This window comes from Nocardiopsis sp. iso_238 (assembly GCF_056173325.1).
In genome coordinates this window covers 1,485,916-1,511,456 of sequence record NZ_CM149668.1, presented here as the reverse complement: position 1 = coordinate 1,511,456, position 25,541 = coordinate 1,485,916, and the positions used below count along the sequence as shown (strand labels likewise).

Annotated in this window: 20 protein-coding genes; 6 read left to right on the top strand and 14 right to left on the bottom strand. The window is 71.5% G+C overall.

Annotated features, from left to right (window positions below; all coding sequences use genetic code 11):
• Positions 1–14 precede the first annotated feature (14 nt).
• From AC0VYL_RS06740 to AC0VYL_RS06715, 6 genes are all read right to left on the bottom strand, one after another.
• On the bottom strand, positions 15–1,118 hold the full coding sequence (locus tag AC0VYL_RS06740; RefSeq protein WP_475460404.1) for a PP2C family protein-serine/threonine phosphatase: 1,104 nt from the start codon (positions 1,116–1,118) through the stop codon (positions 15–17).
• A gap of 617 nt (positions 1,119–1,735) precedes the next feature.
• Positions 1,736–2,203, bottom strand: coding sequence for a ribose-5-phosphate isomerase (locus AC0VYL_RS06735; RefSeq protein WP_378735181.1), 468 nt, complete (start codon positions 2,201–2,203; stop codon positions 1,736–1,738).
• Positions 2,204–2,302: 99 nt separating this feature from the next.
• A complete protein-coding gene (locus AC0VYL_RS06730) occupies positions 2,303–2,449 on the bottom strand; it encodes a hypothetical protein (protein ID WP_378735183.1) in 147 nt (48 codons plus the stop codon).
• A 126-nt stretch (positions 2,450–2,575) separates the two neighbouring features.
• Positions 2,576–3,997, bottom strand: coding sequence for an aldehyde dehydrogenase family protein (locus AC0VYL_RS06725; protein ID WP_475482618.1), 1,422 nt, complete (start codon positions 3,995–3,997; stop codon positions 2,576–2,578).
• Positions 3,998–4,156: 159 nt separating this feature from the next.
• The gene (locus tag AC0VYL_RS06720) at positions 4,157–4,312 is read right to left on the bottom strand and encodes a hypothetical protein (RefSeq protein WP_017545179.1); all 156 of its coding nucleotides are present in this window, start codon (positions 4,310–4,312) and stop codon (positions 4,157–4,159) included.
• Positions 4,313–4,331: 19 nt separating this feature from the next.
• Positions 4,332–4,967: a mycothiol-dependent nitroreductase Rv2466c family protein gene (locus AC0VYL_RS06715; RefSeq protein WP_475460398.1), complete on the bottom strand. Its 636-nt coding sequence runs from the start codon at positions 4,965–4,967 to the stop codon at positions 4,332–4,334.
• A gap of 261 nt (positions 4,968–5,228) precedes the next feature.
• On the opposite strand from AC0VYL_RS06715, the gene pepN reads away from it, so the two are divergent.
• Positions 5,229–7,772, top strand: coding sequence for an aminopeptidase N (gene pepN, locus AC0VYL_RS06710; RefSeq protein ID WP_475482617.1), 2,544 nt, complete (start codon positions 5,229–5,231; stop codon positions 7,770–7,772).
• A 109-nt stretch (positions 7,773–7,881) separates the two neighbouring features.
• Here pepN and malQ read toward each other — a convergent pair whose 3' ends face one another.
• Positions 7,882–9,915 (bottom strand): 4-alpha-glucanotransferase, encoded by a 2,034-nt coding sequence (gene malQ / locus AC0VYL_RS06705; RefSeq protein WP_475482616.1) that lies wholly within the window; start codon positions 9,913–9,915, stop codon positions 7,882–7,884.
• A gap of 202 nt (positions 9,916–10,117) precedes the next feature.
• Between malQ and AC0VYL_RS06700 the strand changes: the two genes are divergently transcribed.
• Positions 10,118–11,503 (top strand): MFS transporter, encoded by a 1,386-nt coding sequence (locus AC0VYL_RS06700; RefSeq protein WP_475482615.1) that lies wholly within the window; start codon positions 10,118–10,120, stop codon positions 11,501–11,503.
• Here the strand turns inward: AC0VYL_RS06700 and AC0VYL_RS06695 are convergent.
• Positions 11,400–12,839 (bottom strand): amidase, encoded by a 1,440-nt coding sequence (locus tag AC0VYL_RS06695; RefSeq protein ID WP_475482614.1) that lies wholly within the window; start codon positions 12,837–12,839, stop codon positions 11,400–11,402. The genes AC0VYL_RS06700 and AC0VYL_RS06695 overlap by 104 nt on opposite strands.
• A gap of 210 nt (positions 12,840–13,049) precedes the next feature.
• Here AC0VYL_RS06695 and AC0VYL_RS06690 point away from each other — a divergent pair, with 210 nt between their 5' ends.
• Positions 13,050–13,835, top strand: coding sequence for a nuclease-related domain-containing protein (locus AC0VYL_RS06690; protein WP_475460389.1), 786 nt, complete (start codon positions 13,050–13,052; stop codon positions 13,833–13,835).
• A 231-nt stretch (positions 13,836–14,066) separates the two neighbouring features.
• Positions 14,067–15,929, top strand: coding sequence for a dihydroxy-acid dehydratase (gene ilvD, locus AC0VYL_RS06685; protein ID WP_475460387.1), 1,863 nt, complete (start codon positions 14,067–14,069; stop codon positions 15,927–15,929).
• Positions 15,930–15,939: 10 nt separating this feature from the next.
• Here ilvD and AC0VYL_RS06680 read toward each other — a convergent pair whose 3' ends face one another.
• Both AC0VYL_RS06680 and AC0VYL_RS06675 read right to left on the bottom strand, forming a co-directional pair.
• Complete coding sequence (locus tag AC0VYL_RS06680) at positions 15,940–16,146, bottom strand: FmdB family zinc ribbon protein (protein ID WP_475460385.1); 207 nt, start codon at positions 16,144–16,146, stop codon at positions 15,940–15,942.
• Between the two features lie 149 nt (positions 16,147–16,295).
• The gene (locus tag AC0VYL_RS06675; RefSeq protein WP_378735391.1) at positions 16,296–16,796 is read right to left on the bottom strand and encodes an HNH endonuclease; all 501 of its coding nucleotides are present in this window, start codon (positions 16,794–16,796) and stop codon (positions 16,296–16,298) included.
• A 378-nt stretch (positions 16,797–17,174) separates the two neighbouring features.
• Between AC0VYL_RS06675 and AC0VYL_RS06670 the strand changes: the two genes are divergently transcribed.
• Both AC0VYL_RS06670 and AC0VYL_RS06665 read left to right on the top strand, forming a co-directional pair.
• Positions 17,175–19,268, top strand: coding sequence for a prolyl oligopeptidase family serine peptidase (locus AC0VYL_RS06670; RefSeq protein WP_475482613.1), 2,094 nt, complete (start codon positions 17,175–17,177; stop codon positions 19,266–19,268).
• Positions 19,269–19,437: 169 nt separating this feature from the next.
• A complete protein-coding gene (locus tag AC0VYL_RS06665) occupies positions 19,438–19,872 on the top strand; it encodes an acyl-CoA thioesterase (protein ID WP_475460381.1) in 435 nt (144 codons plus the stop codon).
• 9 nt (positions 19,873–19,881) lie between these two features.
• Here AC0VYL_RS06665 and AC0VYL_RS06660 read toward each other — a convergent pair whose 3' ends face one another.
• The 4 genes from AC0VYL_RS06660 to AC0VYL_RS06645 form a co-directional block, all read right to left on the bottom strand.
• Positions 19,882–20,382: a globin gene (locus AC0VYL_RS06660; protein WP_475460379.1), complete on the bottom strand. Its 501-nt coding sequence runs from the start codon at positions 20,380–20,382 to the stop codon at positions 19,882–19,884.
• A gap of 169 nt (positions 20,383–20,551) precedes the next feature.
• A complete protein-coding gene (gene ettA, locus AC0VYL_RS06655) occupies positions 20,552–22,216 on the bottom strand; it encodes an energy-dependent translational throttle protein EttA (RefSeq protein ID WP_475460377.1) in 1,665 nt (554 codons plus the stop codon).
• Positions 22,217–22,544: 328 nt separating this feature from the next.
• Positions 22,545–23,816, bottom strand: a complete 1,272-nt coding sequence (locus AC0VYL_RS06650; protein ID WP_475482612.1) for a DUF4192 domain-containing protein — start codon at positions 23,814–23,816, stop codon at positions 22,545–22,547.
• Between the two features lie 64 nt (positions 23,817–23,880).
• On the bottom strand, positions 23,881–25,236 hold the full coding sequence (locus tag AC0VYL_RS06645) for a sensor domain-containing diguanylate cyclase (RefSeq protein WP_475482611.1): 1,356 nt from the start codon (positions 25,234–25,236) through the stop codon (positions 23,881–23,883).
• Positions 25,237–25,541: the final 305 nt, after the last annotated feature.

Sequence of the window (25,541 nt, the reverse complement as noted above, 5' to 3'; positions counted from 1 at the left end):
GGAGCGGGTCCGGGTCAGGTGCGCCAGAGGACCACGAGGGCGCAGTCGTCGTTCTTGTCCTTGCTGAGGGTGTCCACGACCTCGCCCGCGCCGGTGGCGAAACCCTGGGTGACCAGCGTGTCGGCGGCTCCGAGGAGGCGGTCGATGCCCGCGTCGAGGTCCTCTCCGGGGGTCTCGATGAGGCCGTCGGTGCACAGCATGATGGCGTCGCCGGGACGGAGCTTGCCCGGGACTGAGGTGTAGGTCATCTCGGGGATGACGCCCAGGACCACGCCCTTGGCCTCCGTCGTGCTCCACACGCCGCCGCCGCTGTCGAAGTGCAGGGCGGGCGGGTGCCCGGCGGAGGTGACCTGGTACTCGCCGGTCTCGGTGTCCACGCTGAGGTGGACGGCGGTCACGAACCCCTCGCCACCGCTGTTGCGCATGAGGTAGTCGTTGCAGTGCGCGAGGAAGTCGCCCGCGGGGACGGCGCCGATGAGTCCGCTGAACGCGCCCGAGAGCATGAGGGCGCGGGTCCCGGCGTCCACGCCCTTGCCGGAGACGTCGACGACGGCGATGTCGAGCCGGTGCTCGCGGCGGATGGAGACGACGAAGTCACCGCCGAACGAGGAGCCGCCCGCCTGGCGCAGGACGGCGGTGCGCCCCCAGCCGGAGGGGACCTGCGGGAGCTTGCCCTGGTCACGCAGGCGGTCGCGCAGGTCCAGCAGCATCATCTCGCCGCTGAGACCCTGGACGCCCAGGCGTTCGCGCACGCCGGAGAGCAGGTAGGACAGGACCGCGGTGACGCCGATGGTGACCACCAGGCCGGGTCCGACCTGGCCGAAGTCGAGCATGAAGGCCACGAACAGCAGGACGGCGACGACGACCCCGAGCAGGAAGGCGAGGCTCTTGCGCTTGAGCAGCAGCCCGCCGGCCAGGACGGTGAGGATGGTGGAGCTGGGCGGGAACCAGCCGGTGGGGCCCCACACGGCGCCCACGCCGATGCCCACGGCGATGGCGACCAGGGTGATGAGGACGAGGCGATAGCGGAAGAGCACCTTGCGCCGGAGCACCGCGACGATGCGCTGCACGGTGGATCGCAGCAGTCGGGTGGTCCTGGCGGTCGGTGTGGGGTTCATTGATCCTCTAGGCTCGGCACGCCCGCTCACCGCGGGGGTCACTCCTGGTCGTGGTACGGCACACCGGTGCGTTCACGGTCGCGTCGGAGGCCGGGTCTGGGGTCGGCGGAGGGGGCGCTGTGTGGGGGCACGGCCCGGTTCGCGGAGGCTGGTTCCGCCGAGGGGCGGGCACCGATGGACGCGGACAACACGGTGTCTCGGACTACGATGGCCCGCCGCTGTGCACGAACTGTAGCGCTTGGGGTGCTGGCCTGGCACGTACTACCAGCGGCGATCCGCCCCATAACCCCGGGTTTGGGTTCCGCCTAAACCCGTGTACGCGGGGTCGGACTCACGCACCCGTAGGGGAACTTCCCGGTGATTTCGGGAACTCACCCCTCTCCTGGACACGACACGCGGCCGGGTGTGTCCGAGCGCGGTCGCGCGCCTCACGAAGAACCCGCACCGGACGGCGCGGGGCACTCCTGGGCAAGGATCCCACAACGACCCCGGCGAGGACAGGCCACCGGTCCCGAACCGGACACGGACCCCGCAACCCCCGACACGCGTCCGCCCCCGCGTGCCGGGCACGCGGGGGCGGACGATCGGTCCCCGAGGGGGGCGGGACCACGGACGGGTTACGGAAGCGGGGGCAGCTCGCCGGTGTGCTCGTAGTCGCTCAGCATGGCGATGCGGCGGGTGTGCCGCTCCTCGTCGCTGTACGGCGTGGCGAGGAAGAGCTCCACGAACCGGGTCGCCTCCTCCAGGGAGTGCATCCGACCGCCGATACCGAGCACGTTGGCGTCGTTGTGCTCCCGCGCCAGCTTGGCGGTGTCCTCACTCCAGGCCAGGGCGGCGCGGACGCCGGTGACCTTGTTGGCCGCGATCTGCTCCCCGTTGCCGGAGCCGCCGATCACGATGCCCAGGGACCCCGGGTCCTTGGCGACGCCCTCGGCGGCGCGCAGGACGAAGGGGGGGTAGTCGTCCACGGCGTCGTAGACGGCCGGACCGGCGTCGACGACCTCGTGGCCGTTCTCCTTCAACCAGGAGACGAGGTGTTCTTTGAGCTCGAAGCCCGCATGATCTGATCCAAGGTAAACACGCACGTCACCAGTGTGACACCTCCCGGGAACGAACGACGCCGCGCCCCCTCCCGGTCGGTGGGACCGGCGGGGCGCGGCGCGCGTCGTGTGGGTCGCGGGGGATCAGGCCCCGGCGGCGGCCGCCGCCACGCTCAGACCGAGGGCGGCGAAGCCGGCCATCGACAGGATCGCGATCAGGTTGTACACGAGGATCGACTTGAGGTCCTTACCGAGAGGACCTGCCTTGGAGACCGCGGGCTTGTTGCTCAACTCACACCTCGATTGGGTTCGACCAGGGGATGACCAGTCGGAATCTTTCCACACCGCACAACGCGCGCGTCACCGGGTCCGATTCCGCCGGGGTGGGTCCGGGAGCGGTGAGTCCGACCACAGGGGCTACCTCTGCACGGCCTTGACCTCGCAGAACTCCACCAGGCCGGGCAGGCCCCACTCGCGTCCGTTGCCGGAGCGCTTGTACCCGCCGAAGGGGGCCCGCGGGTTCAGGGCCCCGCCGTTGAGCTCCACCTGGCCCGCCCGCAGGCGGCGGGCGACGGCCAGCCCCTCGTCGGGGTCGTCGGCCCACACGGCGGCGTTGAGGCCGTAGACGGTGTCGTTGGCGATCTCCACCGCCTCCTCCACCGTGTCGTAGGGGATGAGGGCGAGCACCGGGCCGAAGATCTCCTCCTGGGCGATGCGCATGTCGTTGCGCACGTCCGCGAAGACGGTCGGGCGGACGTAGTAGCCGGTGCCGTGCCCCTCGACGGGTTCGGAGCCCCCGACGACCAGGCGGGCGCCCTCCCGCACACCGAGGTCCACGTAGGAGCGGACCCTGTCCCTCTGCGCGGCGGAGACCAGCGGCCCCAGGCGGGTGTCCTCGTCGGTGGGGTCGCCCGGCACGTACTTGGCGGTGGAGGCGGCGGCCAGCTCCACGGCCTCCTCGTAGGAGTCGCGGTGCACGAGCATGCGGGTGAGGGCGTTGCAGCTCTGCCCGGTGTTGCGCATGACGTCGGCGACGCCGCGCCTGACCGCCTTGGCCAGGTCGGCCCCGGGCAGGATGACGTTGGGCGACTTCCCGCCCAGTTCCAGGGCGACCCGCTTGACCGTCTCGGCCGCGACCTGGGACACCCGGGTCCCGGCCCGGGTGGAGCCGGTGAAGGAGACCATGTCCACCCGGGGGTGGGCGGCGATCGCCTCGCCCACCACCGGCCCGGTGCCGGAGACGAGGTTGAACACGCCCGCGGGCAGCCCGGCCTCGTGCAGGACCTCCGTGAGCCAGTAGGCGCTGAGCGGCGCGACCTCACTGGGCTTGAGGACCACGGTGTTGCCCGCGAGGAGCGCGGGGACCACCTTCAGGACGACCTGGTGCAGCGGGTAGTTCCACGGGGTGATGGCGCCGACCACGCCGACCGGCTCGTGCACCACCAGGGAGTTGCCGACCTCCTCGCCGCCGAAGTAGCGCTCGCCGTGCTCCTCGACCAGGTCGATGTAGGTGCGGAACATGCGCGCGGGCAGCCCGGCCTGCACCTTGGTGGCGAAGGTCGCGGGCGCGCCCATGTCGGTGGTCAGCAGCCGGGCGGCGTCGTCGAGCCGGGCGTCGAACAGCTCCAGCGCGCGGGCCAGGTGGGTGACGCGCTGGCCCGGGGTGAGCGCGGACCACGCGGGGAGGGCGGACGCGGCGGCCTCGACCGCGGCGTCGACGTCGGCGGCGGCACCCGCCGGAACGGTGTCGATGACCTGCTCGGTCGCCGGGTTGACCACGTCAAGGGCCTCGTCGGAGGCGGAGTCGCGCCAGGCGCCGTCGATGTAGAGGGATCGCATGGCCCCACTGTCCCAGAACGGGATTCGGGTTGGCCAGAGCGGAGGGGCCCCTGGGACGACGTCGGGGCGGGCACCCGTGGTTCCACGGATACCCGCCCCGGCGGCGGCGCCGGAGGGACGTGCCCGGTTCGGCGCCGGAGGGCCAGCCCAGTCCGGAGGTCAGCCCCAGTGCGGGGGACGGTCGGCGATCAGCCGCGCCGTGGAGTCCTCGTCGCTGTCGCCCCACCCCTCCGAGCGTTCGTCGCTCGTGGTGTCGGGCAGAAGGTCGAGGTCGTCGAGGAAGGTGGCGCGGCGGTCGTCGTCAGGCCCTGGCATGGGTGCTCCCGGAGAGGTGTCAGTCGAAGATGGGCGAGCGCGTGCGGGTGCGCTTGAGCTCGAAGAACCCGTCGGTCCCGGCGACCAGGCGCACACCGTCCCACAGCTTCCCGGCGGCCTCGCCGCGCGGGATCGGGGAGACGACCGGGCCGAAGAAGGCCACGTCCTCCACCTGGATGACGGGCGTGCCGACGTCCTCTCCCACCAGCTTCATCGCCTCGCCGTGCGAGGCGCGCAGGGCCTCATCGTACGCGGTGGAGTCGGCGGCGTCGGCCAGGTCCTCGGGCAGCCCGGCGTCGGCCAGGGCCGCCCGGACGGTGTCCGTGTCCTTCGCCTCGTCGCGGTCGTGGTACCGGGTGCCGAGCGCGGTGTAGAGGGCGCCCAGCACCTCGGGGCCGAAGCGCTGTTCGGCGGCGACGCACACGCGCACCGCGCCCCAGGCGTGGTCGAGGAAGTACCGGTAGTCCTCGGGAAGGTCACGGCCCTCGTTGAGCACGCTCAGGCTCATCACGTGCCAGCGCACGGTCACGGGGCGGACCTTCTCCACCTCCAGCAGCCAGCGGGAGGTGATCCAGGCCCACGGGCAGGCCGGGTCGAACCACATGTCCGCGTACACGTTCTCCCGCTCGCCTGCCTGTGTGGGGGTCTCGGTCATCGCTGCTCCTCGACTGGGGCCTCTGGGCGCCTGTGGGCCGGGCCAGGGGGAAGGTCGGTCTCCGCCGGCGGGCCCGAGAGGTCGGGTCCGCCATGGAGCGTCAACCACGGTGATCGGTTGCGCATTCCACCCCCCTGCGTGGCAGGATCGATCCGACTACAACGACCTCAGGCCCGACGGCGCCCACCCCAGTCGGCGGGCTCGACGCGGTCGACAACCGATTCCGGCCGACGACGATGACGGCCGTGAAGGGAGCGTGGCGTGGCAGGGAACCTGACACGGGACGAGGCCAAGGAGCGGGCCCGCATTCTCGGCGTGGACTCCTACGCCGTGGAGCTGGACCTGACCACCGGTGCGGAGACCTTCCGGTCCACCACCGTGGTGCGCTTCTCCAGTACGGAGCCGGGTGCCCGGACCTTCGTCGACCTCGCCGCGCCGAGAGTCCACAGCGCCGTGCTGAACGGGCGCGAACTGGACGTGGCCGAGCTGTTCGACGGAGAACGGCTCACCCTGCCGGACCTGGCCGCCGCGAACGAACTCACGGTGGTCGCGGACGCCGCCTACATGCGCACCGGTGAGGGCCTGCACCGGTTCGTGGACCCGGTGGACGACTCCGTCTACCTGTACAGCCAGTTCGAGACGGCCGACGCGCACCGCATGTTCACGTGCTTCGACCAGCCCGACCTCAAGTCCACGTTCGAGCTGACCGTGTTCGCGCCGCCGTCGTGGGAGGTCGTCTCCAACAGCGCCCCCGACGTGGAGCGCGAGGCGGCGGGCGAGGAGCGGGTGCGCTGGCACTTCCCCGCCACCGAGGTGATGTCCACCTACATCACCGCGCTGATCGCCGGTCCGTACCACGTGGTCCGCGACGAGCACGACGGCATCCCGCTGGGCCTGTACTGCCGCGCCTCGCTCGCGGAGCACCTGGACTCCGACGCGCTGTTCGAGGTCACCAAGCAGGGCTTCGACTTCTTCCACGGCCTGTTCGACCTGCGCTACCCGTTCGGCAAGTACGACCAGCTGTTCGTGCCCGAGTTCAACGCGGGCGCCATGGAGAACGCGGGGGCGGTGACGTTCCTGGAGGACTACGTCTTCCGCTCGCGCGTGACCGACGCCCGCTACGAGCGCCGCGCCGAGACGATCCTGCACGAGATGGCGCACATGTGGTTCGGTGACCTCGTCACCATGCGCTGGTGGGACGACCTGTGGCTGAACGAGTCGTTCGCCACCTACGCGAGCGTGTACTGCCAGGTCAACGCCACCCAGTGGTCCGACGCCTGGACGACCTTCGCCAACGTGGAGAAGGCCTGGGCACTGCGCCAGGACCAGCTGCCGTCCACGCACCCCATCGCCGCCGACATGGTCGACATCCAGGCGGTCGAGGTCAACTTCGACGGCATCACCTACGCCAAGGGCGCCTCGGTCCTCAAACAGCTGGCCGCCTACGTGGGCGTGGACGCGTTCTTCGCGGGCGTGCGCGCCTACTTCAAGGAGAACGCGTTCGGCAACACCGAGCTGAGCGACCTCCTCAAGCACCTGGAGGCCGCCTCCGGCCGCGACCTGTCCGCCTGGTCGAAGGAGTGGCTGGAGACCACGGGCGTCAACACCATGCGTCCGGAGTTCGAGGTGGACGCGAACGGCGACTTCACGTCGTTCGCGATCCTCCAGGAGGCCGCCTCCGAGCACCCCACGCTGCGCTCGCACCGCCTGGCCGTGGGCCTGTACGACCGCACCGACGAGGGCATCGTGCGCCGCGAGCGCGTGGAGCTGGACGTCAGCGGTGCCCGTACCGAGGTCCCCGAGCTGGTCGGCAAGGCCCAGCCGGACCTGGTGCTCATCAACGACGACGACCTCACCTTCACCAAGATCCGCCTGGACGAGCGCTCCCTGCGCACGCTGGTGGAGGGCGCCGGTGAGATCCGCGAGTCGCTGCCCCGTGCGCTGGCCTTCAGCGCCGCCTGGGACATGACCCGCGACGGCGAGATGGCCGCGCGGGACTACGTGGCCCTGGTGGCCTCCGGGATCAGCGGCGTCAACGACGTCACGGTCGCCCAGACCCTGCTCCGCCAGGCCTCGGGCGCGCTCTTCAACTACGCCGACCCGGCCTGGCGCCCGTTCGGGTTCGAGCTGCTGGCCGACCGGCTGAGCGAGCTGCTGTCGTCCGCCGCGCCCGGCGGCGACCTCCAGCTGGCCTACGTCAACGCCCTGGCCGACGCCGCCGTGACCGACGCCCACCTCTCCCTGTTGCGGGGGCTGCTGGACGGCGCGATCACCGTGGACGGCCTGGAGGTCGACACCGACCTGCGCTGGACCCTGCTGCGCCGCCTGGTCGCCGCGGGCAAGGCTGGTGAGGCGGAGATCGCCGCCGAGCTGGAGACCGACCCGACCGCCACCGGTCAGCGCAACGCCGCCGGTGCCCGGGCCGCGATCCCCACGGCCGAGGCCAAGGAGACCGCCTGGGAGCGGATCGTGGGCGGGGACCTGGCCAACGCCGAGTTCCGCGCCACCCTGCTGGGCTTCACCGAGCCGCGCCAGGCGGAGCTGTTCCGCCCCTACCTGGAGCGGTACTTCGAGCAGCTCGCCCCGGCCTGGGAGAAGTGGACCGGTGAGTTCGCGCAGACCTTCGCCGAGGTGGTCTACCCGAGCCAGCTGGTGGAGGAGGCGACCCTGGAGCGCACCGACGCCTACATCGCGGAGAACTCCCCGGCCCCGGCGCTGTACCGTCTGCTGATCGAGGGGCGGGCCGGGGTGGAGCGTGCCCTGCGCGCCCGCGCCAAGGACATCGCCGCCGGTCAGAACGGCTGACGAGCACGGCGTACGCGACCGTGTGACGGCCCCCGGGGGAACTCCTTCCCTGGGGGCCGTCCCGCGTCCCGCGTCCCGCGGCGGACTGTTCCCGGCGACCGCCCCCGGTCTACAGGCCCCGGCCCTGGTGGCCGAGGGGGCCCAGCGTGCGGCGGACGCGGGCGACCATCCTGGGGTCGGCCAGCAGCTCGTCGACCAGGACCGGCTCACCCTCGCCGCTGGTGAGGGGGATCCGCCAGTTCGGGTACTCCGTGCTCGTGCCGGGCTGGTTCTGCATGCGCCGCTCCCCCACCACGTCGGTGAGGGCCACCCCCAGCATCCGGGCCGGGGTCGCCGCCAGGTAGGCGTGCATCGCGGCGACCACGGAGGCCGGGTCGCCCACCGGGTCGGCGTCCTCCTCCAACAGCCCCAGGTACACCAGCAGCGCGCACCACTGGGCCACGCGGGCCTCGGAGGCGGCGCGTTCCTCGGCCACGGGCCGGTCGAGCAGGCCGAGCCGGTCGCGCAGTTCCACGTGCTCGGCGGACAGGTACGAGGAGACCGGCGGCAGGTCGTGCGTGGCCACGGTGGCCAGGCAGTCCCGGCGCCACTGGTCGGGGGTGAGCGGTTCGCCGTCCCGGTCGTTCTCGAACCACAGCACGGAGGTGCCGAGGATCCCCCGGTCGGAGAGATGGTCGCGGACCCAGGGCTCGACCGTTCCCAGGTCCTCGCCGACGATCACCGCGTCGGCGCGCCTGGCCTCCAGTACCAGCGTGCCCACCATGCCCTCGTGGTCGAAGCGCAGATAGGTGCCCTGGTCGGCGGAGGCGCCCTCGGGCACGCACCACAGCCGGAACAGGCCCATGACGTGGTCCATCCGCAGGCCGCCCGCGTGCCGCAGCCCCTGGGAGAGGATCTGCCGGAAGGGCCCGTAGCCCAGCTGGGCCAGGCGGGTCGGGTTCCAGGGCGGCTGTCCCCAGTCCTGCCCGCGCCGGTTGAACTCGTCCGGCGGGGCGCCCACGTGCAGGCCGTGGACGAGGGCGTCGCCGTACATCCACGCGTCCGCCCCGCCGCCCTGCACGCCGATGGCGAGGTCGTGCACGATCCCCACGTCCATGCCGCTGTCGAGGGCGCTGCCCTGCGCCTGGGCGAGCTGTTCGTCCAGGATCCACTGGAGCCAGCGGTGGAACTCCACGCGCGGCCACAGTTCCAGGGCCTTCCGACCCACCGCGAGCGAGCCGACGTCGCGCAGGTCCGAGGGCCAGGTCCGGAAGTCGGAGCCGTACTCCTCGGCCAGCGCCGACCACGTCGCGAACTCGACCAGGGGCTGGCCCTCGCGCTCCAGGTAGTGGCGGAGCGACTCCTCCCGCCCCGGTGCGCGCGCCACCTGGAAGAGGATCTCCAACGCGGTGCGCTTGGCCTCCCAGACGCCGTCGCGGTCGAGGAGGTCGGCGGTGCGGCCGCGTTCGCGCAGCGGCCGCGCCAGGCGCTGGATCCCCTCGCGTTGCGCGGGGTCCAGACGCGCGTACTCGGGCACGTCCTCCACGCGCACGTACAGGGGGCTGGCGTAGCGGCGGCTGACCGGCAGGTAGGGCGAGGGTTCGAGCGGTGTACGGGGTTCGGTGGCGTGCACCGGGTTGATCAGGGTGAAGTCGGCGCCGAGGTCCCGGGCGCTCCACTCGGCGAGTTCGGAGAGGTCACGCAGGTCGCCCGTGCCCCAGGAGGCCCGGGAGCGCACGCTGTAGATCTGCGCCATCAGCCCCCACAGGCGGGGGTTGTCGCGCAGCGCGGTCGACTCGATCCGGTCGGGGACCACCAGGAGGGGGGCGTCGTGCTCGGTCCCGTGGTCGGTCACCCTCAGGGTGTGCATGCCCAGGGGCAGACCGGGATCGAACGGCAGCAGGGCGCCGTCCGAGGTCTCCACGGAGCTGCGGGCGCCCTCGGGCAGCACCAGGTCCGGCGCCTTGCCCTCGCGCACCACCACGGCGGGTGGCAGCAACCCGCGCCCCGGCCCCGCGTCGGGGTCGTTCGGGTCCACCCCCAGGGCGGTCAGGACATGGCGGATCGTGTCCGGACTGACGGGCACCTTCCTGCCCCGCCAGTCCTCGTATGCGGTCGCGACCCCGTGGCGCTCGGCCACCCGGCTCAGCTGAACGTCCCTCACAGACACCGATCATGCCCCACGGCGGCGCGCGTACACCGGAGGACGGCCCGGCGTGGGAGCAGAACATGCCTCGCTTCGCCGTTCCCGGGCCCCGGCTCGACCTCCCCTTTCCCCCGGCTTTCCCCTGGCCCCCGTCCGCACCACCGTCCGGGCGGTCAAATCCCTTGGCGGAGTGCCCGGTGGGAGCTGCATAATCGAACACGTGCTCGCCAACTACCGACGGCTCTTCGCCGTGCCCCACGTCCTGTCCCTGTTGACCTGGTCCCTCGCGGCCCGGTTCTACACACCGGGGCTGATGATCGCGGTGACCTTCCTGGTCCAGGGCTGGACCGGTTCCTACACCCTCGCCGGCCTGGTGGCGGGCGCGTTCACCCTGGGCATGGCGATGGTGGGGCCGTTGCGCGGGCGGATGGCCGACCGCGGCAACAGTGACCGTCTGGTGCTGGTGTGCGGTGTGGTGTTCACCGTCGGTCTGGTCACCCTGGCGCTCCTGCCCGCCTCGCTGTGGTGGGTCTCCATCCCCCTGGCCCTGGGCACCGGCGTGTTCGGCACCCCGGCCAACCAGATCGTGCGGGCGCTGTGGCCCCGGCTGACCACGGGTTCGGAGCGGCAGGCGATCTACGCGGCCGAGGCCACCACCCAGGAACTGGTCTTCGTCTTCTCCCCCATCCTCACCGCCGGTGTGGTGGCGCTGGCCGGACCGCGCTGGGCGCTGTTGCTCCTGGGAGTTCTGGGGCTGATGGGCGCGGTGGGGTTCGCCCTGGCCCTGCGCCGCGCGGGGGTGACCGGTCCGGCCGAACCGGACCCCGCCGACGCCGTCCCGCAGGAAGCGGACGGCGGGGCCGACCGCCGCCCCTCCGCGCTCGCGGGCCGCAGCCTGCTCTTCTACCCCGCGCTCTGCCTGCTGTTCGTGATGTGCGGGATGATCGTCTCCGGCGTGGTCGGCATGGACCTGGTGATCGTGGCCTGGGCCAACGAGCTGGAGGCGCCCCACTACGTGATGGTGCTGGCCTCGGTCTGGGCGCTGGGCTCCCTGGTGGGCGGCGCCGTGGCGGGCGCGCTCAGGGGAACGCCGAGGCTGCCGCTGCGGGCCTTCGGTGCGGCGCTGGGGATCGCGGTGCTCATCCCCTTCCTGCCGCCGGTGAGCCACCTCCCGACCCCGCTGCTGATCACCCCGCTGCTCTTCGTCTCGGGTCTGGCCCTGGCGCCGACCCTGGCCGCCGTGATGGGCCGTCTGGGCGACGCCGCCCCCGCCCACCGCAGGGCGGAGGCGTTCGGCTGGATGGCCACGGCCATGAGCGTCGGCGCGGCGGTGGCGGGGCCGCTGACCGGTGCGCTGGTGGACACCAACGGGATCGCCGGGGGCGCGCTGGGCGCGGCCGTGCTGGTGCTGGTGGCCGCGGTCCTCAGCCTGTTCCTGGGCCGGCTGTCGGGGTCCACCGATCCTGGGGCGGACCGACGGGACACCGCCGAACGGGCACCGGTCAGTCCGTCCGGCCCCCGGGAACCCGGTGCGCCCACGGACGGGCCCGCTCCAGCTGGGCCGACAGGGACAGCAGGGTCCCCTCCCCGCCGATCCGCCCCGTGAGCATGGAGCCGATCGGCAGACCGCTCGACGACCAGTGCAGCGGGACGCTCACCGAGGGCTGCCCGGTCACGTTGTAGAGCGAGGTGAAGGGCGTGAACTCGGTCATGAGCCGGAACTCCTCCTCGGGCCCGCCCGAGGTGAAGTGCCCGATCGGCACCGGGGGGCGGGCCAGGGTGGGGCTGAGGACGGCGTCGAAGCGGGCCGTGGCCGTGAGCATCGCGCGGGTGCCGCGCTGGAGGCGTGCGACGGCCCCCACGTGCTCGGGGACGGTGGTCCGGCGGGCGCGTTCACGGAGCCACCGGTAGATCGGGGAGAGCTCGTCCTCGCGGGCCGGGTCGACGGGCGTGGCCGAGGCGATGGCCGCCCACAGGTACGTGAAGTCGTCCGCGAAGGCTCCCCCGAAGGCGGTCTCCCCGGGGTTGTCGATCTCCTCGACCTCGTGGCCCAGGTCCAGGAGCAGCCGCGTGGTCTCCTCGTGGGCGGCGAGCACGTCGGGGTGCACGGGGATGCCCGTGGACCCGGTGTCGGCGTAGCGGGCGATGCGCAGCCGCCCGGGTTCACGCCGGGCGTGGGCGGCGAAGGTCTCGCCGGGTTCCGGGGGCGGTGCGGTGAACTGGTCACCGGGGAGGTTGACCGCCATGACGTCCAACATCAGGGCCGCGTCCAGGACCGAGCGGGTGATCGGCCCGGCCGTGGACAGCCCGTTGAGGTCGGCGCGGTCCGGCCCGGGTGAGATCCGGCCCCGGGTGGGCTTGAGCCCGAACAGGCCGCAGACGCTGGCGGGGATGCGGATGGACCCGCCGCCATCGCTGGCGTGGGCCACGGGTGCGAGCCCGGCGGCCACCGCCGCGGCGGCGCCCCCGCTGGAGCCGCCCGGAGAGAGGGCGGTGTCCCAGGGGTTGCGGGTGGGCGGGGCGACGGCGTTCTCGGTGTGGCAGGTCGCGCCGAACTCGGGGGTGTTGGTCTTGCCAAGGAAGACCGCTCCCGCGTCGCGCAGCTGGGCGACCACCGCGGAGTCGGTGGGGGCCACGAGGCCGGGGAGCACGCGTGAGCCGAAGGTGACACGAACACCGGCGAGGGTGTCGAGGTCCTTGACGGGCAGCGGGACGCCGAGGAGCGGGGGCAGGTCGTCCGGCGTGTCGTCCATCGCGCGCTTCTGCGCGTTCCGGGCCTGTTCCAGGGCCAATTCTTCAGTGACCGTAATATAGGCGCCGTATCGGTCGTCCAACCTCCGAATTCGCTGGAGGTAGTGCTCAGCGATCTCAACAGGCGACAGTTCACGACTGCGGACCAACGCGGCGAGTCGGTGCGCGGGAAGTTCATGAATTCTGGTCATGCCACCCGAGGTTAACCGGGTAGGGCAACGGGCACCACGCCGAAGGACGGTACTTCTCCAGAGAGGTGGCGAAACGTCAATCCTTCCCCGTTCCGACGCCCCGGACACGCTTGGGCGCCAGAACACCGGGGAAGAAAAGTGTGAGAAGTCATGCGCTAGGACTCGGATATGGATGGAACTAACCTGTCCGTCGTGGAATCGGCAACCAGAGTGAACGGTCGTAGCTCGTCCTCCGAAGGGTCGGAGCCCGAACGACCCGAGACCCTCTTCTTCCCCAACCAACGCAAGGAAGGCGGCGCGGCCAGCACCAAGGCCCTCTACGGGGCCCTGAGGTCGAACGACGCCGTCCGCCGCTGGATCCTCCGGAGCGTTCCGGCCGGGGCCGTGGCGGGTGCCTTCGGCATGCTCACCGGGGACTGGAGGGTCGGCGTCACCTTCGGCCTCCTCGTCCTGGTGTCGGTGATGGTCTGGAGCGCCCGGCGCGAGTCGGAGATCCCCCGCTGGCGCAAGCCCTCGGCCGCCCAGCGCCGCACCGAGGCACAGCTCAAACTCATGAAGCAGCTCGGCTACCGCGTCCTGCACGCGCGCGCCGTCCCCGGCGGCAACGGCCAGATCGACCACTTCATCGTGGGTCGGCGCGGCGCGTTCGCCATCGACTCGGAGGCCTGGGACAAGCGCCTCCCGCTGCGCAACAAGCTGGAGAAGCTCTACCACGGGCGGTTCAGCAAGAACGAACGGATCGACGAGGCCCTGGAGGAGGCCAAGCGCGCGGAGGAGCTCATCAGCAAGGAGCTCGGCCGCGACATCTCGGTGCGCGCCTCCCTGGCCATCTACGGTCCGGGCATGCCCTGGGACAGCCACCGGCTGCGGGGCGTGGACATCATCACCGGAACCAAGGTCCGCAAGTGGCTGCGCAGCGGACGCGACCGTCTGAGCGAGACCGAGATCGAGGAGATCTATCAGGCCGCGAAAAAGGCCCTGCCGCCCCGTTACTGACCCCGTCCCCCCTCGTCCGCCCCGGGCCCGGAACCAGCCACACCGTCGTGGCCTCCGGGCCTCTCGTCCGTCCGGGCCCCGCCGACCGCCCGGCGCGAACGCGCCGAACCGGGGCCTCGACCTCGGCCCATCTCACCATCCGGAACGCGTGTCTCTTCCGGCGAGACCGAAGCTGTCCCCGAGGGGGACTACCATCGTGGGGAAACACCCGTAACGATGGGAGTCCACCCCATGCCAGCCCTACGCTCACGCACGGTCACCCACGGCAGGAACATGGCAGGTGCCCGCGCCCTCATGCGCGCCACCGGCGTGGAGCGCGAGGACTTCGGCAAGCCCATCGTGGCCGTGGCCAACAGCTTCACCGAGTTCGTGCCCGGCCACGTGCACCTGCGCGAGGTCGCCGAGGTCGTCGCGAACGCGATCCGCCAGGCGGGCGGCGTGCCCCGCGAGTTCAACTCCATCGCCGTCGACGACGGCATCGCGATGGGCCACGGCGGCATGCTCTACTCGCTGCCCAGCCGCGAGCTGATCGCCGACTCCCTCGAGTACATGGTCAACGCGCACTGCGCCGACGCCCTCGTCTGCGTCTCCAACTGCGACAAGATCACCCCGGGCATGCTGCTCGCCGCGATGCGGCTGAACATCCCCACCGTGTTCGTCTCCGGTGGCCCCATGGAGGCCGGGAAGGTCACGGTGGTCGACGGCACCGCCACCACGGTCCGCAAGCTCGACCTGATCAACCCCATGATCGCGGCGGCGGACGAGAGCGTCTCCCAGGCCGAGCTGGACGAGATGGAGGAGAACGCCTGCCCCACCTGCGGTTCCTGCTCGGGCATGTTCACCGCCAACTCGATGAACTGCCTCACCGAGGCCATGGGGCTGGCCCTGCCCGGCAACGGCACGGTCCTGGCCACACACACCGCGCGCAGGGCCCTCTACGAGGACGCCGGGCGCCTGGTCGTGGAGGCCGCCCACCGCTACTACCGCGACGACGACTCCTCGGTGCTGCCGCTCTCCATCGCCACCCCCGCCGCCTTCGCCAACGCCATGGCGCTGGACGTGGCCATGGGCGGCTCCACCAACACGATCCTGCACCTGCTGGCCACCGCCACCGAGGCCGGTGTGGACTTCGGGCTGCCCGAGATCGACGCGATCTCCCGCCGCGTCCCCTGCCTGTGCAAGGTCGCGCCGAACACCGAGAAGTACCACATCGAGGACGTCCACCGGGCGGGCGGCATCCCCGGCATCCTGGGCGAGCTGGCCCGGGGCGGCCTGCTCGACACGTCGCTGCCCACCGTGCACGGCAAGACCGTGGGCGAGTTCCTCGCCGAGTGGGACATCGCCTCGGAGACGGTGCTGCCCGAGGCCGTGGAGCTCTTCCACGCGGCCCCCGGCGGCGTGCGCACGACGAAGGCCTACTCGCAGAGCGTCCGCTGGGACACCCTGGACGCCGACCGCGAGAAGGGCTGCATCCGCGCGGTGGAGCACGCCTACACCAAGGACGGCGGACTGGCCGTGCTGTTCGGCAACCTCGCCCCCGACGGCGCGATCGTCAAGACCGCCGGCGTGGAGGAGGAGCTGTGGACCTTCTCCGGGCCCGCGAAGGTGTTCGAGTCGCAGGACGACGCCGTGGACGGCATCCTCAACAAGCAGATCGAGCCCGGTGACGTGGTCGTCATCCGCTACGAGGGCCCCAAGGGCGGCCCCGGGATGCAGGAGATGCTGTACCCGACCAGCTTCCTCAAGGGCCGCGGCCTGGGCAAGGCCTGCGCGCTCATCACCGACGGCCGCTTCTCCGGCGGCACCTCGGGGCTGTCCATCGGCCACGCCTCCCCCGAGGCGGCGGCGGGCGGCGACATCGCCCTGGTCGAGGACGGCGACACCATCAGCATCGACATCCCGAACCGCGGCCTCGTGCTGGAGGTCCCCGAGGACGAGCTGAACGCCCGACGGGAGCGCCTGCTCAAGGAGCTGGGCAGGTTCCAGCCGCGCGACCGCCAGCGTCCGGTGACCGCCGCGCTGCGCGCCTACGCGGCGATGGCCACCTCGGCCTCCACCGGCGCGGCGCGCGACGTCACCCAGATCGAGAGGTAGGGCCCCGGCCTCAGCCGCAGCAGCCGCCCCCGCAGCACCCTCCGCCACCGGAGGGCGCGGGGGCGGCGGCGCGTCCGCCCACCGCGACGGTGGACAGCAGGCGCACGGTGTCGTCGTGACCCTGGGGGCAGTCGGCCGGAGCGTCGGAGTCGGCCATGGGGCGGGAGAGCTCGAAGGTGTCGCCGCACTCGCGGCAGCGGAAGTCGTATCGGGGCATGCCCCAAGGATAGGCGGGGGCGGGGGTCCGTCTCCAGCCCCCGGCCGACACCGTGCACGGGGGCGCCCCCGGTGGGCCGACGAGGGGTCGGCCTCCCGGGGGCGTCGTCCGGGCCGGGTGGGACGCCCGGTTCCGACCCTTGCTGCCGCCTAGGCGGCCAGGTGTGCCATGTACGGTTCCCACTGGGGGTCGCCGTGCAGGTCACCGTTGATCAACCGCCAGTGGGGGCCCTTGGGCACCTTGGGGGTGATGTGCAGTTCCCAGCCGATCTCGTCCAGGAACTTGTCCGCCTTCCGGTGGTTGCACGGCTTGCACGCCGCCACCACGTTCTCCCACACGTGCGCGCCACCGCGGCTGCGCGGGATGACGTGGTCGATCGTCTCCGCCTTCTTCCCGCAGTAACCGCAGGTGTGCCGGTCCCGCCGCATGAGCGCCACCCGGGTGAGGGGCACCCTCCGGCTGTAGGGGACGCTGATGTAGCGCCGAAGCCTGATCACCGACGGTACGTCGTAGGAGCGCGTCGCCGAGTGCAGCACCGCCCCCGCACCGTCGTCGTGGACGACCTCCGCCTTCTCGCGCAGGACGAGCAGGATCGCTCTGCGCAACGGAAGCGTCGTCAGTGGTTCAAAACTGGCGTTGAGCAGCAGCACGTGGCGGCGGGCGGTGCCTGGACCACCCTCCCGGCTGCGTCGGGCGCTCATCGCGTCGCCCCGGCGGCCGCGTGCGACCGCCATGTCTCTTCCCCGGCCAGCCGATCAGCCAGCCAGGTGACCTCCCTGTGCACCGACCCGAGGATCGGTGTCTCCGTACGCCTTGCCACACGGACCTCCCGGTGGTTCCCGCCGAGTTGCGTCCCGCATTCAGTTTGCTTGGTCGGACCGCTCCGGCGCCACCCCAATTTACGGCGGGCCGCCCGGAAAAGGCCCGTTGTCGCTTTCTGGAACCCATTGTGCGTCCGGGGAACCCGGATTCATCCTCCCGCCGCGCCGAACACACACAGTGAGATAACGGTGGATAGGGTGCGAAGTATGCGCGAACTCCGCTATCCCCCGGCCACACGGCTGGACATCAACGAGACCCTCCACGGACACTCCGTCCGCGACCCCTACCGGTGGCTGGAGGAGGCCGACTCCACGGACACCAAGGCGTGGTCCGACGCCCAGGACGACCTGTACGAGAAGCTGTCGAGCGACTACGTGACCCGCGACTGGTTCGCCGGGCAGGTGCGCTCGCTCATGGGCGCCGGACACGTGGGCACCCCGCTCTGGCGCGGTGAGCGGCGCTTCGTCACCCGGCGTGCGCCCGGGCAGGAGCACGCGGTCCTCCACGTGTGTGACGGCGACGGGCCCGAACGCGTCCTGATCGATCCCGGCGCCCTGGATCCCTCCGGTCTGACCACCCTCGACGCCTGGCGCCCCTCCCCCGACGGCCGCCTGCTCGCCTACCAGCTCTCCGAGGGCGGCAACGAGGAGTCGTCGCTGCGCGTCATCGACGTGGACTCCGGCGAGCTGGTCGACGGCCCCCTCGACCGCACGCGCTACAGCCCGGTGGCCTGGCTGCCGGACGCCTCGGCCTTCTACTACGTGCGCCGCCTCCCCCCGGAGGAGGTGCCCGAGGACGAGACCTCCTACCACCGCCGCGTGTACCTGCACCGGCTGGGTACCTCCGGCGACCAGGACGCCCTGGTCTTCGGCCAGGACCGGGACAAGACCGAGTACTTCGGCGTGGACGTGAGCCACGACGGCCGCTGGCTGGTCCTCACCTCCGTCCGGGGCACCTCGTCCGCGACCAACGCCTGGATCGCGGACCTGGAGGAGGGCCCGCTGGAGAGCCCCCGCCTGGTCACCGTCCAGGAGGGCGTCGACTCCGACCTGCACCCCAGGATGGGCCGGGACGGCCGCCTGTACCTGTTCACCGACCGTGAGGCCCCGCGCGGGCGCCTGTGCGTCGCTGACCCGGCCGCCCCCGGGTACGAGAACTGGACCACGCTGATCCCCGAGGACCCGGAGGCGGTCCTGGAGGGCCACTCCCTCCTGGGCTGGGACGGGAACGGCACCTCCGAGCTCCTGGCCGTGTGGAGCCGCCACGCGATCAGCGAGGTCACCCGGCACGACCCGGAGACCGGTGAACGGCTCGGCGCCCTGCCCATGCCCGGCCTGGGCAGCCTCGCCGGGCTCACCACCAGGCCCGAGGGCGGGCACGAGGCGTGGTTCGGCTACACGGACAACACCCACCCCTCGTCCGTGTACCACTACGACGCGCGGACCGGGCGGGTGGAGCTGTGGGCCGACTTCCCGGGTGAGATCGACCTGCCCGAGGTCCGGACCGAACAGGTCGCGTTCACGTCCAGGGACGGCACCACCGTCCGCATGCTGGTGGTCTCCCCCGCCGCGCCCGCGGACGGCCCCCGGCCGACCATCCTCTACGGGTACGGCGGCTTCCAGATCTCCCTCACCCCGGGCTACTCCGCCGCGATCCTGGCGTGGGTGCGCGCCGGGGGCGTGTACGCCGTCGCCAACCTGCGCGGCGGCCTGGAGGAGGGCGAGGAGTGGCACCGGGGCGGCATGCTCGCCAACAAGCAGAACGTGTTCGACGACTGCGCCGCCGCCGCCGAGCACCTGATCAGCAGCGGGACCACCACCCCGGAACGTCTGGCGGTGATGGGCGGCAGCAACGGCGGCCTGCTGGTGGGCTCGATGGTCACCCAGCGCCCGGACCTGTTCGCGGCCGCCGTGTGCTCGGCTCCGCTGCTCGACATGGTGCGCTACGAGAAATTCGGGCTGGGCCAGCTGTGGAACGTGGAGTTCGGCAGCGCGGAGGACCCCGAGCAGCTCGGTTGGCTGCTCGGCTACTCCCCGTACCACAACGTGCGTGAGGGGACCCGGTACCCGGCCACCCTGTTCACGGTGTTCGACAACGACACCCGCGTGGACCCGATGCACGCCCGCAAGCTGTGCGCGGAGATGCAGCGGGCCACCTCGGCACCGGTGGAGGAGAGGCCCGTCCTCGTGCGCCGTGAGGCGGAGGTCGGGCACAGCTCCCGGTCGGTGAGCCGGAGCACGGCGCTCACCGCCGACCAGCTCGCCTTCCTCGCGCACCACCTGGGCCTCTCGACGCCCTGATCCCGCGGCTCTCCTCCGGGTCGCACGCCCGGAGGAGAGCAAGGACACAGGACGGGAACCCTCCCGCGCCTGGGCCCGCCCCGGTGGTCTTTGGGACAATCCTCGGAGGCCGGGGCGGGTCCCGCACCACGTGGTGCGGGGCGCGCCCACCCCGCGGAGAGGATGCAGCGTGACACAGACCGAGGTCGAGAACACCGCGACCACCGGGCCCCAGCGGTACGTTCACCTGGCCCAGGTGCGCTACGCCGACCTCGACCCGCAGCAGCACGTCAACAACGTGCGGATGCTGACCTACCTGGAGGACGCCCGCGTCGGCTTCCTCCACTTCGGGGTCGGGAACGACCCCGAGGCGTTCGGCGCGACGGTCGTGGCCCGGCAGGAGGCCGACTACGTCGCCCCGCTGCTGCCCCGCGTCGAACCGGTGCGCGTGGAGCTCTGGGTGACCGAGGTACGCAACGCCAGCTTCACCATGGACTACGAGATCCTCGACGACGACCGCGTCTACCTGCGCGCCAGGACGGTCCTGGTCGGCTTCGACGTGGCGACGCAGAGCGCCCGGCGCCTCAACGACGCCGAGCGCTCGCTCCTGCACAGGTTCTCCTGAGGGGGCGGGTCACCGCTTCAGGGAGATGGTGACGGCCTCGCCGTCGTCATCGTCGCCCGCGCCCCCCGAGTCGCGCCGCACCTTCCCGTCGCCGCCCACCCGCAGTGAGGTCGGCTTGGTCACCGCCGGGGGCGTGGCGTCCTCGGCGACGTTGACCATGCTGTGCGCCGCCATCACCATGTACTCCCAGAGCTGGCGCTCCAGGGCCTCGGGCAGGTCGAGGGAGTCCACGGCGTCACGCATGTGCCTGAGCCACAGGTCGCGCTCGGCCGCTCCGATCCGGAACGGCACGTGGCGCATGCGCAGGCGCGGGTGGCCGCGCTGCTCGTTGTAGGTGCGGGGGCCGCCCCAGTACTGGATGAGGAACAGGCGCAGCCGCTCCTCGGCGGGGCCGAGGTCCTCCTCGGGGTACATGGGCCGCAGCACGGGGTCGTCGGCGACGCCCTCGTAGAAACGGCGGACCAGGCGGGTGAAGGTCTCCTCACCGCCCACGGCCTCGTAGAACGTCATTCGCACGGGCTCTTCGCCCGCGCCCTGGTGGTCATCACGCGCGGAAGTCATCGACCCCAGGGTATGCCACGCCCGCGCCCCCTCCCGGGGGCCGTCCCCGAGGGGAACAATCGGAAGGCCCCGCCGCCCGGAGGTCTCCGGTCGGCGGGGCCTGTCGACGGGCTCGCGACTAGTCGCGGGTGAGCTTGCGGTGCGTGACCGCGTGCGGGCGCGCGGCCTCCGGGCCGAGGCGCTCGACCTTGTTCTTCTCGTAGGACTCGAAGTTGCCCTCGAACCAGAACCAGGAGGAGCCGCCCTCCCAGGCCAGGATGTGGGTGGCGACGCGGTCCAGGAACCAGCGGTCGTGGGAGGTGATCACGGCGCAGCCCGGGAAGTCCAGGATGGCGTTCTCCAGCGAGCCGAGGGTCTCGACGTCCAGGTCGTTGGTGGGCTCGTCCAGGAGCAGCAGGTTGCCGCCCTGCTTGAGGGTGAGCGCCAGGTTCACCCGGTTGCGCTCACCACCGGAGAGCACACCGGCGGACTTCTGCTGGTCCGAGCCCTTGAAGCCGAAGGCGGCGACGTAGGCGCGGCTGGGGATCTCGACCTTGCCGACCTCGATGAAGGTCTCGCCGTCGGAGATGGTCTCCCAGACGTTCTTGCTGTCGTCGATCCGGCCCCGGTACTGGTCGACGTAGGAGATCTCGACCGTCTCACCGACGGTGATCTTGCCCTCGTCGGGGGTCTCCTCACCGACGATCATCTTGAAGAGGGTCGTCTTGCCGACACCGTTCGGACCGATGATGCCGACGATGCCGTTGGGCGGCAGCGAGAAGCTGAGGTCCTCGATGAGCACCCGGTCCTCGAAGCCCTTGGTGAGGTTCTTGACCTCGACCACGGTGTTGCCCAGACGCGGACCCGGCGGGATCTGGATCTCCTCGAAGTCCAGCTTCCGGGTCTTGTCGGCCTCGGCGGCCATCTCCTCGTAGCGGGCCAGACGGGACTTGCTCTTGGTCTGGCGGGCCTTGGCGTTGGAGCGGACCCACTCCAGCTCGTCCTTGAGGCGCTTGGCCTTCTTGACGTCCTTCTGCCCCTCGACCTTCAGGCGGGCCTGCTTGGTCTCCAGGTAGGTGCTGTAGTTGCCCTCGTAGGGGTAGAACTGGCCGCGGTCCAGCTCCAGGATCCAGGTGGCGACGTGGTCCAGGAAGTACCTGTCGTGTGTGATCGCGATGACGGTGCCCGCGTACTTGGACAGGTGCTGCTCCAACCAGTTCACGCTCTCGGCGTCCAGGTGGTTGGTGGGCTCGTCCAGCAGCAGGAGGTCGGGGGCCTCCAGCAGCAGCTTGCACAGCGCCACGCGGCGCTTCTCGCCACCGGACAGCTGGGTGACGGAGGCGTCCCCGGGCGGGCAGCGCAGCGCGTCCATGGCCTGCGCCAGCTGGCTGTCCAGGTCCCAGGCGTTGCGGTGGTCGAGCTGCTCCTGGAGCTTGCCCATCTCCTCGAGCAGGTCGTCGGAGTAGTCCGTCGCCATCTGCTCGGCGATCTCGTTGAAGCGGTTCAGCATCGCCTTGGTCTCGGCGACACCGTCCTCGACGTTCTCCAGGACCGTCTTGCTCTCGTCGAGCCGCGGTTCCTGGGCGAGCAGACCCACGGTGAACCCGGGCATGAGCCGCGCCTCACCGTTGGACGGCTGCTCGATGCCGGCCAGGATGTTCAGCAGCGTCGACTTACCCGCACCGTTCGGGCCAACGACACCGATCTTGGCTCCGGGCAGGAACGACCCCGAAACGTTGTCAAGGACGACCTTGTCGCCGTGCGCCTTGCGCACGTTTTGCATGGTGTAGATGTACTCCGGCATGCCTCCAAGCCTAGGGCGTCCCGGCCGGTGCCCCCGCCATCAAGGGGGATCGGGACGGGCCTCCTTGACCCCGGACCGCGCCCGAGGACCACCGCTCCGGAGACCATCGCCCACGTCAGTGGCGCGGCCCGCCAGCACCACCGCGCGTGATGGACCGGCCACAAGGAGAAGCGTGAGAGCCCGACATCCGCGCAGCCCTCACCGGAGCTGCCCGCCCCGCACCCGCAAGGGAACGAACCGGGCGCCCTCGTGAACCGCCCGCGTCAGCCTCGTCGTCACCACCTCCGGCGGTGACCTCACCGAGGGCACCTGACTCCTCCGGCGGGTTCTACCCCTTCGACACGAAGGATCCGAACCGGGCCCGTCCTCCGCGAACCCCTCTCCCCGCGACCTCGTGCGACCCGCTCACCACCCAGGAGCACATGCCCACGTGCTCGACGCGGGAACTGCCCCTTCGACACGAAGGACCAGAACCGGGCCCGCGAGCCCCTCTCCCCGCGACCTCGTGCGACCCGCTCACCACCCGGGAGCGCCTGCCCAGGTGCTCGGCGCCGGATCTCTCCGGCTCCTCGGCAGCGTCCCCGTCCTGGGTACGGGAGGCCAGGAACCCCCGCCACCGTTCGGCGGGCAGGCCAGTCTCCAGGGCGCGGGCCATGAGCACCGCCATCGCGTACCCGGGCTCCGCCTCCAGGGCCGCGTCCACGGCCGCGCGGGCCAGGTCGAGGTCGTCGTGCTGCCAGGCAGCCACGGCCAGCAGGGCGGCCGGGGCCGCTCGGTGGCGCTCCGGGACGTGGCGGACCACCCGGGACCAGAGCCGCACGTGGACCGCCGCGGTGTCCGGTGTGATGCGGGTCCACACCGCGTCCCGCACCGGGACGCGGGTGAGGTGGACGCCCAGCCGGGCGAGGGCCTCCGGGGCGGTGACGCGGTGCCGTGCCTCCTCGCGCAGGGTCTCCAGCACCGCGGCGGTGTGCCGTTCCACCTGGTCGGCGCCGCTCAGGCGCGCCTCCTCCGAGGCGGCCGCCTCGGCCACCTCGGACCTCACTGATTCCTGCACGGGCTCCAGCAGGAACCCGACCCGCGCGGAGGGGTCCCGGCCGACCGGCACCAGCCCGCGCACCACCGCCCCGGCCGGAACCGGGGACGCGTTCGGGTCGAAGCGCCTCCCCTCGGCGGGGCAGCAGTCGGGGTCACGGCAGAGGTAGGACCAGTAGCGGTCACCGGTCACGCGCAGCGCCTCCAGGACGGGGAGTCCCCGGGCACGGGCCTCGCGCAGGAGCGCGCGCACGTGGGGAGTGATCCGCGCCGAGTGACCGAAACCGGCCACCAGCAGGGCGCCGCCGCCCTCGCCCAGGGCGGCGTCCACCGCCGCCCGGCCGCTGCGGTCCGGGGTGAGTACGTGGTCCAGGTGGTCGAGTCCGCCGTACAGGACCCCGAGGACGCTCTCCTCCCTGAGCACCAGGGCGACCACCGCGTCGTCCAGGGGTTGGTGCACCAGGTAGGGCAGGGCGGCGAGCAGGTCCGTGGGGGTACGCAGGCGCAGGGGCGCGGAGGTGGGGTCGTGGGGGCCGGAGGTGGGATCGTGCTGTTCACCGGGCATGGTTCCACGTTCGGTCACCGGGGGTGACGGCGCAACCGGTCGGCGCGGACCTGTGGACAACCGGTCAGGTGGGCTCGCCCGGGCTGTTGGCGGAGTCCGTGACCTGCCCCTCCCGAGGGCCGGGGATCTGCCCGGTCACCTCGGGGCGTCCGGCGGGCAGGCACACGCGGTCGCGACCGGTCTCCTTCGCCCGGTAGAGCGCGAGGTCGGCCGCGGTCAGCAGTTCGACGAGGTCGTTGCCGTGGTCACCGGAGACGGCCACCCCGATGGAGATGGTGATGGAGACCTGGACGTCGTCCACGGCGATCTCCATCCGCCCGACCTGCGAGCGGAGCCGTTCGGCCGCCTGCCAGGCCTCGGTGGTGTCGGCTCCGGGCAGGAGGACCACGAACTCCTCGCCGCCGAACCGGCCGAGCAGGTCCGACTGGCGCAGCTGTTGGGCGATGGTGGTCGCCACACCCAGCAGGACCTGGTCACCGAAGAGGTGGCCGTAGCTGTCGTTCACCCGCTTGAAGTGGTCGATGTCCACGATGAGCACCGCCGCCCGGCCGCGCGTGGAGCGGGCCCGGATGATCTCGGCCGCCGCCTCCTGCTCCCAGGTCGGGGCGTTGAGCAGACCGGTCTTCGGGTCGGTCCGCGCGGCGGTCTGGAGCTGCTGGTAGACCAGGCTGCGCTGGAGCAACAGGACCGGCGGAACCGCGATGACCAGGAGGAACATCGACAGCTGCGCGAGGATGGCGACGGTGACGCCGACACATAACTCGGCGGAGTCCACCAGGAAGGCCTCCCGGTCCCACATGGTCCGCACGCTGTCCGACCCACCGCTGAGCCTGGTGCCCAGGAACACCAGGAACGTGTTCATGACGGTGAACCCCGCGCAGCAGGCCAGGGCCAGGCTCACGCCGCTGAGGGAGAGCAGGGACTCGTGGGCGTTCGGGAGTCCGCTGATCCCGGCGAGCAGTCCGCCCTGCGAGCCGTGCCAGACCACCGAGGCGAAGAACCCGGAGACGCCGATGGAGGCGGCGTTGAACACGCGCCGGTGCGGCAGGGTGCGCCTGCTCCGGCGCTGGAGCAGCAGGTAGGCGGGGACCGGGATGAGGAGCGAGTACACCGGGGGCAGCAGGAGCATCGCGGGGAACCACCAGGCCCCCAGCAGGTCACGGGTGATTCCGGCGGGGAGGTCGATCCGGCGGATCGCCTCGACGCACACCACCGCGGAGATCACCAGGGCGAGGAACAGGGAGAGGTCGGAGACGGTGGGAACCGTCTGCGCGGCGGCCACCCCGAAGAGGAACAACGCGACGAAGACCAGCAGGAACAGGAAGAGGACCATGCCCAGGGGCTGCTGGAAGACCGGCCAGGAGCGACGCTCCCCGAAGGGGACGCCCTCGGCCGCCATCGGCTTCTCCGAGATGCTCACCGTTCCCTCCTCCCTCCCTGTGTCACCCGCGGTCTTCGGACCCCCGCACCCGACTCTGATGCGCTCACCGCCTCTCACGGTTCTCCCTTCGACGAACCGGACTCGCCCCGCGTTCCCTCGCGGTGCCACTCGGTGACCAGGGACCCCGCATCATCCCTGGTAGGCGACTGGGAAGTACACCCCCTCACTTTACATTACTTTGGGTAATAACTTAATCGCCTATTGTATGTGACCCGCAGGCTGAGGCTACCTTAGTGGTCACCCTGTGTTCCAGGGGGGTTGGTTAGCGTCACGTTGTAGGGCAT

Coding starts and splice junctions, on each gene's coding strand:
- AC0VYL_RS06740 (WP_475460404.1), bottom strand. CDS start 1,118: ATGAACCCCACACCGACCGCCAGGACCACCCGACTGCTGCGATCCACC.
- AC0VYL_RS06650 (WP_475482612.1), bottom strand. CDS start 23,816: ATGCCCGGTGAACAGCACGATCCCACCTCCGGCCCCCACGACCCCACC.
- AC0VYL_RS06680 (WP_475460385.1), bottom strand. CDS start 16,146: ATGCCCCGATACGACTTCCGCTGCCGCGAGTGCGGCGACACCTTCGAG.
- AC0VYL_RS06670 (WP_475482613.1), top strand. CDS start 17,175: ATGCGCGAACTCCGCTATCCCCCGGCCACACGGCTGGACATCAACGAG.
- ilvD (WP_475460387.1), top strand. CDS start 14,067: ATGCCAGCCCTACGCTCACGCACGGTCACCCACGGCAGGAACATGGCA.
- AC0VYL_RS06695 (WP_475482614.1), bottom strand. CDS start 12,839: ATGACCAGAATTCATGAACTTCCCGCGCACCGACTCGCCGCGTTGGTC.
- ettA (WP_475460377.1), bottom strand. CDS start 22,216: ATGCCGGAGTACATCTACACCATGCAAAACGTGCGCAAGGCGCACGGC.
- AC0VYL_RS06720 (WP_017545179.1), bottom strand. CDS start 4,312: ATGCCAGGGCCTGACGACGACCGCCGCGCCACCTTCCTCGACGACCTC.
- AC0VYL_RS06660 (WP_475460379.1), bottom strand. CDS start 20,382: ATGACGTTCTACGAGGCCGTGGGCGGTGAGGAGACCTTCACCCGCCTG.
- AC0VYL_RS06725 (WP_475482618.1), bottom strand. CDS start 3,997: ATGCGATCCCTCTACATCGACGGCGCCTGGCGCGACTCCGCCTCCGAC.
- AC0VYL_RS06715 (WP_475460398.1), bottom strand. CDS start 4,967: ATGACCGAGACCCCCACACAGGCAGGCGAGCGGGAGAACGTGTACGCG.